The sequence below is a fragment of the Algoriphagus boseongensis genome, assembly GCF_004362805.1.
Classification (GTDB): domain Bacteria; phylum Bacteroidota; class Bacteroidia; order Cytophagales; family Cyclobacteriaceae; genus Algoriphagus; species Algoriphagus boseongensis.
On record NZ_SNYF01000006.1, the window covers coordinates 805,841 to 820,402 of the forward strand.

Below are 14,562 nucleotides of genomic sequence, written 5' to 3' on the forward strand. Positions count from 1 at the left end.
TCCGATTTTCGCCGCCTGTACGCTTAATCAAAAGTTCGAACAATTAATGTGACTTTGGCTCCATTTCAAAAGGTTTTTCTTTAGATTTGGGGCGTTTTTCAAAACGCACCTAGTTCAAAAACAGATATGTCTAAAATAGTGAAGCTTAGGAAGGGATTCGACCTGAAGCTAGTTGGAAAGGCTCCTTTGGAGCTTGCCAATTTCGCTGGAGCTCAGACCTTCGCCATTAAGCCAACGGACTTTCCGGGAATTCAACGTCCCAAAGTCCTTGTGAACGAAGGAGATACCGTCAAAGCCGGTACTCCCATCCTGATCGACAAAGCCTTAGATCAGGTAATCTACGCAGCTCCGGTATCCGGTGAAATTGTCGAAGTCAAGAGAGGCGAGAAAAGAAAGCTTCTTGAGATCAAGATTTTAGCTGATTCTACAGTATCCCATGAAAATTTTGGTAAAATTGACCTGAACCAGTCCAGAGAAGAGATTGCTGCGAAATTGGCATCTACTGGAGTTTGGCCAAATATTATCCAAAGACCTTATGGTATCGTAGCCAATCCGCAGGATACTCCAAAGGCTATTTTCGTATCTGGATTTGATACCAACCCGCTGGCTCCTGATTATGGATTTACTCTTCAAGGAGAAGAAAAATACTTCCAGGCTGGGATTGATGCTTTAGCCAAATTGACTTCTGGTAAAGTTCATCTGAATGTGGATGGTTCTAAGCCAGTTCCTGCAGTTTACTCTGGAGTAAAAAATGCTCAGGTAAACCAGTTTTCTGGTCCTCACCCTGCTGGAAACGTCGGAGTTCAAATTCATCATCTGGATCCAATCAATAAAGGAGATCTCGCTTGGACAGTAAGTCCTTTTGGGATTGTTCAGATTGGTAAGGCTGTTTTGGAAGGTGTTTATGACGCTTCTAAGCTGATTGCCTTAACAGGTTCCGAATTGACCAAAACTGGATATGTGAAGACTTATGTAGGAGCTAACGTTTCCACTTTTGTAAAAGGAAATCTTAATTCTGGCAATGTCCGAGTGATTTCAGGAAATGTTCTTACAGGAGAAAAAATTAACCTTGATGGTTATTTAGGTTTTTACCCCAACCAAATCACTGTAATCCCTGAGGGTGATTATGAAGAATTTTTGGGTTGGTTGAAGCCAAGTAGTTCTAAGTTGAGCTTCCATAAAGCGATTGGTATGCTTTCTTTCTTGAACAAAGGAGAATTTAAAGTAGATACCAATACACACGGTGAAGAAAGACCTTTCGTAGTTTCTGGAGTATTTGAGAAAGTACTTCCAATGGATATTCTTCCAACATATTTGTTCAAGGCTATTCATGCAGAGGACTTTGATGAGATGGAAGCTTTGGGTCTTTATGAGCTTGTCGAAGAGGATGTCGCTCTTTGCGAATTTGTGGATCCTTCTAAAAATGAACTACAGGAGTTGGTAAGACACGGGATTGAATTATTAATGTACAGTTAAGATATGAAGGCATTACAAAATCTTTTCGATTCAATAAAGCCAAACTTTGAAAAGGGAGGCAAATGGGAGAAGTTCCATACACTTTACGAAGGGCATAGAACAATTGCTTTCGCACCAGACTTGACCACAAAGGCGAAAGGAGCCCAGATCAAGGATGCTACAGACTTGAAGCGAGTTATGATCACTGTAGTGATCGCTATGATTCCAGCTTTGTTGTTTGGTATTTTGAATATTGGACATCAGCATTTCTTGGCCACTGGTGAAGAAGCCGGATTTGTTGATAAAGCTATTTTCGGAGCCATTTCTGTGCTTCCTATTCTGATTGTATCCTATGCAGTGGGTTTGTTGACTGAATTCACATTCTGTGTGATTCGTAATCACCCAATTTCAGAAGGATACTTGGTAACCGGAATGTTGATTGCCTTGGTTATGCCTCCATACATTCCATTATGGCAGGTCGCTTTGGCAACCATCTTCGCAGTGGTAATTGGTAAAGAAGTATTCGGTGGTACAGGAATGAATATCCTCAACGTAGCCATGACTGCTAGAGCATTCTTGTATTTCGCTTATCCAGCTCAAATTTCTGGTGATCAGGTTTGGACTTACCTTGGAGATAAGACTGCTGTAGATGGATTCTCAGGAGCTACTGCATTGGCAGTTGCTTACAATGCAGGCGTAGAAGGCAAGCCAGCCGTCGAAGCATTAGCTTCTCATAACTCAGCATTTGGAGCTGATTTCAGCTTTATGAATATGTTCATGGGATGGATCCCAGGTTCAATCGGCGAAACATCTACATTGATGGCTTTAGTCGGTGCGGTAATCCTAGTGGCTACTGGAGTGGCTAGCTGGAAGATTATCGTTGGAGGATTTGGCGGAGCTTACGTAATGGGTCTAGTAATGAATGCCCTTGCTGTCAACGAATACATGGCTATGCCTGCACATTATCATTTGGTGATGGGTGGTCTAGCATTTGGGGTGGTATTTATGGCAACAGACCCGGTATCTGCCGCTCAAACTGAACTAGGGAAATGGATATATGGTATCATGATTGGTGTCTTCACGGTTGTGATCCGTGTTACCAATCCAGCTTACCCGGAAGGGATTATGCTAGCTGTTCTTTTCATGAACGTCATGGCTCCATTGATTGACTATTATGTAGTAAAAGCGAATAAAACAAGGAGGTTACAACGTGCAACAGTCTAATACATACATTATCGTTTTCTCTGCAGTATTGACCATTATTCTTGGTCTACTGCTTTCAGGTACGGCCCAAGTATTGGGTCCAATGCAGCAAGAGGCTATTGCTTTGGATAAAAAGAAGCAAATCCTTGGAGCTGTGATCAGCGCAGAAGAGATCGATGCGATGTCACCTGAGCAGGTAAATGAATTTTACGGAAAAAGAATTTCTTCTACAGTAGTTGATATTACTGGAAAAGAAATCTCTGGGGTGGAAGCTGAAAAAGTCGAAATCGCAAAGGATTACAAAAGACCAGCTGATCAGAGACAATATCCGGTTTTTATGTTCCATGCTGAAGGAAATCCTGATGCTGTTGAATCCTATATTTTCCCTCTTTATGGGGCTGGACTTTGGGATGCGATCTGGGGCTATATCGCCATTGAAACAGATATGAATACCATCGGAGGTATTACACTTGCTCACGCTGGCGAAACTCCAGGATTGGGAGCTAGAATTACCGAAGGCGGAGTTCAGGAAAGATATATTGGAAAGAAAATTTTCGATGAATCCGGTGAACTAGTAGCTGTTCAAATGCAAAAAGGTGAAGGCAAAGATTATTCCTCAGACGAGCATAAAGTAGATGGAATGTCTGGTGCTACCATCACAGGTACAGGTGTCAACAATATGTTGAAAGCCTACCTAGGTCACTACGAAGCTTACATTAAAGCTAAATCTTCAAGCCAGGCAGTTGCCGGACTTTAACAAATCTTCAACTCAAGAATTAATAAAACATGAGTACTGAAACAGCAAAAGCGATAGAGAAAAAGCCAGCAGAGGCTCTATTCTCTAAGCGTAGAAAAAAACTGGTTACTGATCCTTTGGTTGATGATAACCCAATCACTATCCAAGTATTGGGGATTTGTTCTGCACTTGCGGTAACTACCCAGATGAAGCCTACTTTGGTTATGGCCATCTCGGTAATCTTCGTTGTGGCCATGTCCAACTTCGTGATTTCTTTGATGAGAAACACGATCCCTACTCGAGTTCGTATCATCGTACAGCTTGCTGTCGTTGCGACCTTGGTAACCTTGGTGAGTGAAGTATTGAAAGCATTCGCTTACGATATGTATAAAGAGCTTTCCGTATTCATCGGATTGATCATTACCAACTGTATCGTAATGGGTAGATTGGAAGCATTTGCTTTGGGAAATAAACCTTACGATTCTGTATTGGATGGTTTGGGTTCTGCTCTAGGATATTCTTGGATCATCCTTACTGTGGCTTTCTTCAGAGAGCTATGGGGTTCAGGTTCAGTATTTGGAATCCCAGTATTCGATACCATCTCTGGTCTTTTTGGCCCAGACTTCAAGCTTGCTACCAACGGTTTGATGGTTACTCCTGTAGGAGCTTTCATCATCTTAGGTTTGATTATTTGGGTGCAGCGCACTAAAACTGGTTACGTAGAACACTAAAAAGGAATAGAAATGGAATTAATTAGCTTAGGTATTCGGTCGATCTTTATCGACAATATGATTTTCGCTTACTTCCTTGGAATGTGTTCCTTTTTGGCGGTTTCCAAAAAAGTAAGTACAGCCCTTGGACTTGGAGCAGCAGTAGTATTCGTACTTTCTGTGACTACTCCGGTAAACTGGTTGCTTAATGAATTTGTACTAAAAGAAGGTGCTTTGACTTGGGCTAGCGCTGATCTTGCTACCATCGATCTATCTTTCTTGAGATTCATCATGTTCATTGCGATTATCGCTGCAATGGTACAATTGGTGGAAATGGTTGTTGAGAAATTTGCTCCTGCTCTTTATGGTCAGTTGGGTATTTTCCTTCCATTGATCGCTGTAAACTGTGCAATTTTGGGGGGCTCTCTATTCATGGCTCAAAGAGATTATACGTTTGCTGAATCTGCAGTTTACGGCTTTGGTTCCGGAACAGGATTTATGCTAGCGATTGTTGCTTTGGCAGCCATCAGAGAAAAATTGAAATATTCAGCAGTTCCAAATGGGTTGAAAGGTTTGGGTATTACCATGCTTTTGACAGGACTTATGGGAATTGCCTTCATGTCTTTCATGGGTATTGACTTGTAAAAAGTAACTCACTTATAAATTAAAGCTCTGGAGTTCGTCTTCAGAGCTTTTTTGTTTTTAGCGGTATTTTCGATTTCCTCTTTTGTCTTTATCTTGATTCATTACTTATCAATTTCCACTGCTATGAAAAAGACCTGCACCCTGTTTTTGTTACTCCTAATTTGTTTCTCAGGATATTCCCAAACTGGGGAATGGATAGAGCTGTTCAATGGTAAAAATCTTGACGGCTGGAAGGTTTCAGAAAATCCCGGATCATTTAGTGTGGAGGACGGAGTGATCAAGGTGGCTGGTCCAAGAGGACATGCCTTCTACATGGGGCCAGTTGGAAATCATGATTTCAAAAACTTTGAATTGATGGTTGAGCTTAAAACTATGCCCAAAGCCAATTCTGGTATTTTTATACATACCGAATATCAGGATACAGGTTGGCCAAATGTAGGATATGAAATCCAGGTGAATCAAAGTCATGGTGATTGGAGAAAAACCGGAAGTGTGTATTCTTTCCAGGATGTCAGAGAAGTTTATGTTCAAGATGGAGAATGGTATACTGAGCATGTGATCGTGGAGGGAAGTAAAATCACTGTAAAGGTGAATGGAAAGACCATCAATGAATATGATGAATCGAAGGACGAAAAGCGTGGGGGAGATTTAGGAGTGAAAAAATTGAGTCATGGAACAATTGCCTTGCAAGCGCATGATCCTGAAAGTGTGATCTACTACAAAAGTGTCAAAGTGAAAATTTTGAATTAAAAATTCAGGATACTACAATAAAATGCCCTTTCTGACGATTGGGCATTTTTTTTGCCAAGGTTGAATTATGGCTTTTACCTACCGTAGAATAATTTCTTATTTCTTTAGAGGACTACTTTTCCTGACTCCCTTATCCGTCACTATTTATGTCATCTATGCCATCTTTATTTTTCTGGATAATCTAATTCCTGTCCCTTTCCCTGGAATTGGAATCCTGATGGTTTTGGGATTGATTACCTTCATTGGCTATTTGGCGAGCTTATTCTTTACCAAACCATTTTTCGAGTGGTTCGAACGTGGAGTTTTCAAAATCCCACTGGTAAACCTTCTTTATACCTCCATCAAGGATTTGATGGGAGCTTTTGTGGGGGAAAAGAAAAAATTCAGTTCCCCGGTTATTGTAGAGATTTCTGATTCTATGTCCCGATTGGGATTCATCACCCAGGAAGATTTGAGCATCATTGGGGAAGAAAACTTAGTTGCGGTGTATTTTCCCCATAGCTACAATGTCTCAGGAAATGTCTTTTTGGTAAAGAAGGAAAAGGTAAGGCCGCTGAAAGGCATAAAAAGTTCAGATGTGATGAAGTTTATGGTTTCTGGCGGTGTCTCTCCTCTGGAGCATTAAACCACTGCTACTACGTGCTCTTTTTTTGGAACGAATTTCCCGATTTCCCAAAAAACCTGTTTTTCGCTTTTCATGGTTGATTCAAACCAAGCTTGATTTTCAGGAGCTACAGCTATTAATAACCCTCCGCTAGTCTGGGGATCACAAAGCTTCACCAGATCCATGCCTACCACTCCTTTGGTTTTGGTGTTGAATGCATTCCAGTTGCGGTAGGTATTATCCGGGAAAATAAACTGATTGATGTAGTCCTGGATACCTTCAATTAATGGGAGCTTTTCAATTTCAATTTCTGCTGATAGTCCAGATCCCTCCGCTATTTCTATCAAATGTCCTAAAAGTCCAAATCCCGTCACGTCGGTCATGGCATGCACTTCCTCGTGATTTCCAAGGATACTCCCAATTGAATTCAATTTGAGGGAAGTATCAAGCAAATTCAGATAGTTCTTGTCTTGGATTTTTTGTCGCTTTAATGCGGTTGCCAAAACCCCGATTCCAAGTGGTTTGGTGAGAAAAATATGATCTCCAACTTTTGCGCCTTTGTTGGTTTTGATTTTTCTGGGATGGATGACCCCGTTTACCGAAAGTCCAAAAATCGGATCCTTGGCTGCTATAGAATGTCCTCCGGCGAGTTCTATTCCTGCCTGTTTGCAGATATGTTTTGCCCCTTCCAAGACCTTGGCGGCTAACTCAGGGGAGATTTTTTCCACCGGCCAGCTCAGGATAGCATTCGCAAAAATGGGTTTTCCTCCCATTGCATAAATATCCGAAATGGCGTTTGCTGCGGAAATTCGTCCAAAATCAAAGGGATCATCCACAATCGGTGTGAAGAAATCTACGGTATTGATTACTGCCAAATCTTCAGAAACCTGGTAAACTGCTGCGTCATCTTTTTGAGAATTGCCTACAAGCAGGTTTGGGTCAATCTGTGAAAAAGAGCCACTTGAAGAAAGTATCTGATCCAAAATAGCTGGTGCAATTTTGCATCCGCAACCGGATCCTTCGCTCCATTCTGTCAACTTGATTGGGTTAGTTTCCATAGAATTGGTTTTTGGCTTGTAATAAAAGCTGAATTTGGGAATCTAGGTTTTGACCTGTAAGGTCTAAAGTTTGAGTTTTTGAGGAATCATGCCTATGCAAATCAAAATCATAGGTTTTGTCATAATAAAGCAAAAGGTTCCTGATCCATGAAGCGTGATTTCCAGCTTCAATATCTTCGATAGCTTCTTGAGTTCTCAAGCCTCCTAATTTTTTTTGCAGACGCTTCACTGCTTTGATCAAATCCTCTTTTGGCAAAATCCCATATTCGCTTTCGATATGTTGGATTCTTTCCTCATCGGATTTTTGGATATCAATTAGGGGACTCGAAATCATTTGTTCAAAAAAGCGGTCCGGAAGAATTACCCGGCCAATCTTTCTACTTTCATTTTCTACCCAAAGCGGTTTTTTGGGATCTAGGAGTCGAATTTCTTCTGCAAGTAGATTTTCAAACTGCTCAACACTTGGTTGTTCCGGAAGTCCAATCGATCCAAATGAGGAGCCTCGATGATTGGCTAGGCCCTCCAAATCGACTACTTGCTCTCCTTTTTCCTTGAGTTTATTCAATAAAAGCGTTTTGGCAGAACCTGTCTTTCCTCCCAAAACCAAAAGACTTAGCTCTTTTCTAACTTCTTCAAAAGTAAAGGTTCGATAAGTTTTATAACCTCCCTTTAATCGGAGAACTTCAAAACCCACCATAGACAAAAGCCAGGATAAAATTTGACTTCGCATGCCTCCTCTCCAGCAATACAAAATCACCTTCCTGTCCGGAAAGCTCTGTATTGCTTGCTTTTGGATTTGATGAAACCTTGGACCCACTAATTCAAAACCTTTCAAGGTAGCTTGCTCTGATCCCTTTTCTTTATACAGCGTGCCGACAAGGACTCGTTCCTGATTGTTTAGTATCGGGAGATTAAATGCTCCTGGGATGTGACTTTGAGTAAACTCTCCTTCGCTTCTAGCGTCGATTAGGGGCATTTTTTCCCGTAAAGTCCAAAAAGATTCTAATGTGATGAGTTGCTCTGCCATTTTCAGCATGAAGATAAAAAAAGCCGTAAAGACTTTCTTTACGGCTATCTACTTCAATTGTAATTAAGAATTAAAGTTGTGCGTCAAGTTTCTGTGAAAGGACAGCTTTAGGAACAGCTCCTACTTGCTTATCTACGATTTGTCCTCCTTTGAAGAATAATAGTGTTGGAATAGAACGGATTCCGAAGGCTTGTGCCACAGATGGATTAGAGTCTACATCTACTTTACCGATGATAGCTTTTCCGTCATATTCAGATGCCATTTGTTCTACTACTGGACCGATCATTTTACATGGTCCACACCATTCTGCCCAAAAGTCTACCAAAACAGGCTTATCTCCAGAGATGATCTCTTCAAAGTTGGCATCAGTTATTTCAATTGCTTTTCCCATTGTATTGTCGTGTTATTAGATTCAGAATTTCAAATATATCAGCAAAAGTGGTTTGTAGGGTAATAAGTTCCTGAGGAGATTAAATAATTATCAATCAGGCATAGAAAAGAACTATATCCTTCCATTTACACAACTTTATAGATTACTTCAGGTATCGCATTCAGCTCAACGATCATTTCTGTGCAGGGATCTATGGAGAACTTTTTGGAAAATAATTCCAGGGAAATGTTCTCCTTCTTATCAATCACGTGAATGTAGAGCTTGGCGTCACCTTTATATTTATCGGTCATTTTCTCCAACTTTTCCATCAATTCCAAAGAAAGGTCGTCCAAATCAATGCTTACCCGAAGCCCTTTGACGAGCTTACCTCTTATTTCACTGAGAAGGCTGATAGAAGAGATCTTCAATTCGACTTCGTTCTCATTCCCCCATTTTTTCTGTTCCACCCTTCCGGTAAGGAATAAAAACCAGCCTGTCATGAAGTACTGTTTGAACTTGATATAGTCTTCTCCAAAAAGGAAAAAAGTATACGAGCCGTGGTAGTCTTCCAAAGATAAGGTTCCAAAAGGCTTTCCTGTTTTGGTGGTTCTGTGGGCAAAAGAAGAAACTGATCCAGCCATTTTCAACTCATTTTTTCCTTTCAAACTATCCAGATCGGAGAGGGCTGTCAAAGGTGTATTGGTGAAGGAATCAATTTCAAGTTTGTATTGATCCAAAGGATGGCCGGAGATGAAAAGTCCCACCACCTCTTTTTCAATATTCAATTGTTGGATCTGGGAAAATGGCTCCATTGGAGGCACAGAAGGATAAGGGATATCAACATTTCCTCCCCCTCCAAAAAGGCTAACCTGAGCACTTTCTTCTTCTTGCTGCACTCTTTGGGCATATTTAGTAGCCTTTTCGATAAGTGAAATATCTCCTTCAGGAGCTTCCAAATATTGTCTCCGGTGATGCTCCTTAAAGCAATCAAAGCTACCTGCCATGGCTAAGGCTTCCATGGTTTTTTTATTCAAAGCCCTGGAATTGACTCGCTTCGCAAATTCAAAGATGTTTTTATAAGGACCGTTTTTATCTCGTTCCAAAATTATTTCTTCCACAGCTGCTGCTCCGGCTCCTTTGATGGCAGCCATACCAAAACGAATTTCTCCAGCAGCATTTACGGTAAATCCACCTTTGGATTCATTGACATCCGGACCTAAAACCGGGATTCCCATCCGCTTACATTCTTCCATGAAAAAGGTCACCTGAGTGATGTCATTCATGTTGTTGCTCAAAACTGAAGCCATGTATTCGGCAGGATAATGCGCTTTTAAATAGGCTGTTTGGTAAGCGATCCAGGCATAACAGGTAGAGTGGGATTTGTTAAAAGCGTAGGACGCAAAAGCTTCCCAGTCCGTCCAAATCTTCTCCAATTTCTTCGGATCGTGGCCTTTGGCTGAAGCCTGCTCCACAAATTTTGGCTTCATTTTGTCCAAAACGTCCTTTTGCTTTTTCCCCATAGCCTTACGCAACACGTCAGCTTCACCTTTGGTAAAGCCGGCAAGTTTTTGGGACAAAAGCATTACCTGTTCCTGGTAGACAGTGATTCCATAGGTCTCCTCCAGATAGTCCTTCATGTCCTCCAAGTCATACGTGATGGGTTCTTGCCCATGCTTTCGTTTGATAAAAGAAGGAATGTAAGCTAAAGGACCAGGTCGATAAAGCGCATTCATCGCAATCAAATCCGCAAAAACAGTCGGCTTGAGGTCACGCATGTATTTCTGCATTCCGGGGCTTTCGTACTGGAATATCCCGACAGTCTCGCCCCTTTGGAATAGCTCGTAAGTTTTTTCATCATCAATGGGAAAGACATCTGCATCCAACTGAATTCCATGTCTTTCTTTGACGATTTTGATGGCGTCTTTAATCAAGGTTAGGGTTTTAAGCCCCAAAAAGTCCATTTTCAACAAGCCGGCTGATTCCACCACGGAGTTGTCAAACTGAGTGCATACCATGTCCGAATCCTTCGCTAATGCCACCGGTACAAAATTGGTAATGTCGTCAGGAGTAATGATTACCCCACAGGCATGGATCCCGGTATTTCGTACAGACCCTTCCAATACAGCGGCTTGATTTACCGTTTTGGCCAATTCATCATGCCCTTGGGCAATTCGTAAAAGCTCCTCTGCCTTTTGAATCAATTCGCCTTGACCCTTCAGTTTATCCTGAAGTGCAGGACGATTTTTAGCCAAATCAAAAAGTGTTTTGAGTTTAATGTCTGGAACCAAATTCGCCAATCGACCTGCGTCAGCTAAGGGTAAATTCAAGACTCTGGCTGTATCCCGAATGGCAGATTTTGCAGCCATGGTGCCATAAGTAATGATTTGAGCGACTTGGTTTGAACCGTATTTCTTGATCACATAATCGATGACATTCTGCCTTCCCTCATCATCAAAATCAATATCAATATCGGGTAAGGACACCCGGTCAGGATTCAAGAATCTCTCAAATAGGAGGTCATATTCAATGGGGTCTACATTGGTGATACCGATACAATATGCCACTGCAGATCCAGCAGCAGACCCTCTTCCAGGCCCCACTGAAACGCCCATGTCTCTAGCTGCTCGGGTAAAATCTTGAACGATCAAGAAATAACCCGGATATCCTGTTTTTTCAATGGTGGTCAACTCAAAATCCAAGCGCTCCTGAATTTCAGGCGTGATTTCTTTGTACCGCTTTTTTGCTCCCTCATAGGTCAGGAACCTCAGGTAGGCATTTTCTCCTCGTTTTCCTCCATCTGTATCATCTTCTGGATGCTTGAATTCTTCTGGGATATCAAACTTTGGCAAAAGAACCTCTCTTGCCAACTTATAGGCTTCGATTTTATCGACTATCTCTTGGGTACAAATAATGGCTTCAGGGAGGTCCGCGAACAGCTTTTTCATTTCATCCTGACTCTTGAGATAAAACTCCTCATTTGGAAAACCATAGCGGAACTCTCTTCCTCTTTTGCCTATGTATTTTTTAGGCTTTTCTACCAATTCCCCATCTTTCACACAAAGCAAAATATCGTGGGCATTGGCGTCACCTTTGTCATTGTAATAGGTGTTATTCGCAGCGAAGTATTTCACATCATACTTCCGGGCAAATTCCAAAAGGACTTCATTCACCTTCTCCTCCTCAGGGATTCCGTGGCGATTAAGTTCTACATAAAAGTCCTCTCCAAATTGCTCTTTCCACCAGAGGAAAGCCTCCTCGGCTTGTGTCTCTCCCACGTTTAGAATTAAGTAGGGAATCTCCCCCCAAAGTCCTCCCGTAGTTGCGATTAGATTTTCCTTGTATTGAACCAATACTTCCTTGTCAATTCTAGGGACATAGTAAAAGCCCTCAATATTGGCATAGGAGGCAAGTTTGGCCAGATTGTGATAGCCTGCCTTATTTTTCGCCAACAAAACAGTCTGAAAGCCATCGTCCTTGTTTGCCTTATTTCTTCGATCCCGACAAAGGTTAAACTCGCAGCCTAAAATAGGTTTGAGTTCTTTTGCCATGGCTTCTTTCACAAAATGAAAAGCCCCCATCATATTGCCATGATCGGTCAAGGAAATGGCAGACATTCCAAGCGCCTTGGCTCGAGCAACTAGGGTTGGGATTTCAGATGTAGCTTGAAGTACTGAATACTGCGTGTGGACGTGCAAGTGAGTAAAAGGTACATCTGCTAAATCAGAAATATCAGCTTTTCCGGCTTGCTTGAGGATGTCTTTTGCAGCAGCTTTTTGAGTGTCCTTGGCTTGGGCAAAATTTGCCTCCGCCAATTTGGGCGCCTCATAAATCACTTCCTCAAGTAAAACTCCAGGTTCGGGTTTTAAAACTCTCTGGGTGATCAAGCCAAAAAAGCATCGTGCCGTAGCATCCACGTCATAAGCTGCATCGTGTGCATCTTCAAAGCCTACTCCAAAAAGTTTTTGATGCAATTCGGTAAGTGTAGGCCATTTGAATTTTCCTCCTTTTCCCCCGGGAATCGCACAAAAATCTGTGGAAATATCTTTGGTATCCAACTCGGCCATACCTTCCATTGGCATGACTAATTCCGATCTCAAATATTCCGAACCTACTACATTGATATCAAAACCGATATTGTGGCCAACCAGAAATTTAGCCTGAACCACATCCTCCCGGAAAATCTGTAGGATTTCTTTCAGGTCATGTCCTTCGGACAAAGCTCTTTTGGTAGAAATGCCGTGGACTTTTTCCGCGTTGTAAGGAATAGTGAACCCTTCCGGACGGATGATGTAATTGTGATTGGAAATCAGTTTACCCTTAGCGTCATGGAGTTGCCAGGCGATCTGAACCAGCCTGGGCCAGTTGTCCACATCGGACATAGGGGCATTGTAATCTCTGGGTAAACCTGTAGTCTCGGTATCAAAAATGATATACATACTTCTTCAGCAAATGAGGTTTCAAAATAGGACATTCAGACCTACCAAAAAACCGATTGGCGGGAATTGTCAAAGAGTAAAAACAAAGACTTTGGTAATTAAATCTTTAAAGAAATTTGAACAGGTATCACTTTAATCTAACCTGATTTTAGTTGGTAATTTCTTTTAGGTGTGATGACCCAGCTTATTTAATGTGTTTCTTATTTAAAATTCAGGAAAATCCTTCCAACAAATCACCTTTCCGTGAGATCGTTTTTGGTTGAGGTCTCCAGCGTAGATTAAGCCTTTTGCAGTCAAAGGAATATCTGAGATATGCCTAAACTTTTCCAAACCCTTGAAATGCTCCGTGAGGATCGTCTCAGTCGCTTTGATCTCATACACATCCAAGCTTAACCCCTGATCTATAAGCAAGTCTACTTCGTCTCCATGATTATCTCTCCAAAACCAAGGGCTTTCGTCTCGATACTGATGATGCATCTGTTTGTGAAATTCAGCGATGATCATGTTTTCAAACAAGGCCCCTTTTATCGGATGGGTAAGGAGGGCCTCCCTGCTTTTGATTTTTAGGAGAAAAGCTAATAACCCCGTGTCATAAAAGTACAGCTTGGGAGTTTTGACTACCCGCTTACTGAAATTCTTATGAAAAGGGTAAAGCTGAAATGTTATGTAGCTGGACTCGAGCGCAGAAAGCCAAGATTTTGCAGTCGGCTGGCTGATTCCGGTTTCATTGGCCAATGCAGTCAGGTTCAGAAGCTGGCCCGCATGTGATGCACACAGGCTCAGAAAATTCTGAAACTGTCTCAAATTCTTCACCGTCAGGAGCTCAGTGACATCCCGATTCACATAGGTTTGCACATAGTTGGAGTAAAATACCGATGGAGCGATCTTCCGGTCATAGAGAGCCGGGTAAAATCCATGGATTAGCTGCTCCAAAGGGTCTTCGGACAGTAGATTGGCGTCTTTCAATTCTTGAAGGTCCAATGGAAAAAGTTTGAACAGCGCTACCCGACCTGCCAAACTTTGGGTGATTCGCTTCATCAAGTGGAAGTTTTGAGAGCCTGAAAGGATAAAGCTACCCATTCGGTCTGGCCGGCTGTCCACCAAAGTTTGGAGGTAAGAAAATAGTGCGGGGGCCTGCTGCACTTCATCAAAGATCATCTGATCGTTGTACTCTGCTAAGAAGCCATTCGGGTCTCTGAGCGCAAAGTCACGGGCATCTGGATTTTCCAAACTGATGTATCGGTAATCAGGAAAAAGTGTCTTAAGCAAGGTAGTCTTTCCTGACTGCCTTGGTCCGGTTACCGCTAGTATCGGGTATTTACTTTGATATTCCCGTATTGCCTTGTAAATGTGTCGATTAATTACATTCATCGGCTACAAATAAACACTCTATTTTGAAATTGTACAAGAGTTATTTTGAAATTGTACAGAGTTTATTTTGAAATTGTACAGGTTTTGAATAAGGAAGTAGGTCTTGAAATTCTATGGTAAAAAATCAAAGAATCAGCTAATTCAAATGTATAAACCCGAAATAGGTTTCAATCGGGCTATTATAGAAGTCACTGAAT

Annotated in this window: 12 protein-coding genes; 7 read left to right on the forward strand and 5 right to left on the reverse strand. The window is 41.7% G+C overall.

Features of this window, described 5'->3' with window-relative positions; all coding sequences use genetic code 11:
* Positions 1–126: 126 nt before the first annotated feature.
* The 7 genes from DFQ04_RS11175 (at position 127) to DFQ04_RS11205 (ending at position 6,124) form a co-directional block, all read left to right on the forward strand.
* Positions 127–1,476: a Na(+)-translocating NADH-quinone reductase subunit A gene (locus tag DFQ04_RS11175; protein WP_133555805.1), complete on the forward strand. Its 1,350-nt coding sequence runs from the start codon at positions 127–129 to the stop codon at positions 1,474–1,476.
* A gap of 3 nt (positions 1,477–1,479) precedes the next feature.
* A complete protein-coding gene (locus tag DFQ04_RS11180; RefSeq protein ID WP_133555807.1) occupies positions 1,480–2,679 on the forward strand; it encodes an NADH:ubiquinone reductase (Na(+)-transporting) subunit B in 1,200 nt (399 codons plus the stop codon).
* On the forward strand, positions 2,666–3,415 hold the full coding sequence (gene nqrC, locus DFQ04_RS11185) for an NADH:ubiquinone reductase (Na(+)-transporting) subunit C (RefSeq protein WP_133555809.1): 750 nt from the start codon (positions 2,666–2,668) through the stop codon (positions 3,413–3,415). Before DFQ04_RS11180 ends, nqrC begins: the two co-directional genes overlap by 14 nt.
* Before the next feature lie 29 nt (positions 3,416–3,444).
* The gene (locus DFQ04_RS11190) at positions 3,445–4,125 is read left to right on the forward strand and encodes an NADH:ubiquinone reductase (Na(+)-transporting) subunit D (protein WP_133555811.1); all 681 of its coding nucleotides are present in this window, start codon (positions 3,445–3,447) and stop codon (positions 4,123–4,125) included.
* A 12-nt stretch (positions 4,126–4,137) separates the two neighbouring features.
* Entirely contained in the window at positions 4,138–4,749 is a 612-nt protein-coding gene (gene nqrE, locus DFQ04_RS11195; RefSeq protein ID WP_133555813.1) for an NADH:ubiquinone reductase (Na(+)-transporting) subunit E, read from the forward strand.
* 123 nt (positions 4,750–4,872) lie between these two features.
* A complete protein-coding gene (locus DFQ04_RS11200; RefSeq protein WP_133555815.1) occupies positions 4,873–5,499 on the forward strand; it encodes a 3-keto-disaccharide hydrolase in 627 nt (208 codons plus the stop codon).
* Between the two features lie 67 nt (positions 5,500–5,566).
* Complete coding sequence (locus DFQ04_RS11205; protein ID WP_133555817.1) at positions 5,567–6,124, forward strand: DUF502 domain-containing protein; 558 nt, start codon at positions 5,567–5,569, stop codon at positions 6,122–6,124.
* On the opposite strand, the gene selD is transcribed toward DFQ04_RS11205, so the two are convergent.
* From selD to DFQ04_RS11230, 5 genes are all read right to left on the reverse strand, one after another.
* Positions 6,121–7,161 (reverse strand): selenide, water dikinase SelD, encoded by a 1,041-nt coding sequence (gene selD / locus DFQ04_RS11210; RefSeq protein ID WP_133555819.1) that lies wholly within the window; start codon positions 7,159–7,161, stop codon positions 6,121–6,123. The genes DFQ04_RS11205 and selD overlap by 4 nt on opposite strands.
* Entirely contained in the window at positions 7,151–8,188 is a 1,038-nt protein-coding gene (mnmH, locus tag DFQ04_RS11215; protein ID WP_133555821.1) for a tRNA 2-selenouridine(34) synthase MnmH, read from the reverse strand. The genes selD and mnmH overlap by 11 nt, the downstream gene beginning before the upstream one ends.
* A gap of 70 nt (positions 8,189–8,258) precedes the next feature.
* Entirely contained in the window at positions 8,259–8,579 is a 321-nt protein-coding gene (trxA, locus tag DFQ04_RS11220; RefSeq protein ID WP_133555823.1) for a thioredoxin, read from the reverse strand.
* A gap of 125 nt (positions 8,580–8,704) precedes the next feature.
* A complete protein-coding gene (gene dnaE, locus DFQ04_RS11225; RefSeq protein WP_133555825.1) occupies positions 8,705–12,994 on the reverse strand; it encodes a DNA polymerase III subunit alpha in 4,290 nt (1,429 codons plus the stop codon).
* Between the two features lie 204 nt (positions 12,995–13,198).
* Complete coding sequence (locus DFQ04_RS11230) at positions 13,199–14,365, reverse strand: ATP-binding protein (protein ID WP_133555827.1); 1,167 nt, start codon at positions 14,363–14,365, stop codon at positions 13,199–13,201.
* Positions 14,366–14,562: the final 197 nt, after the last annotated feature.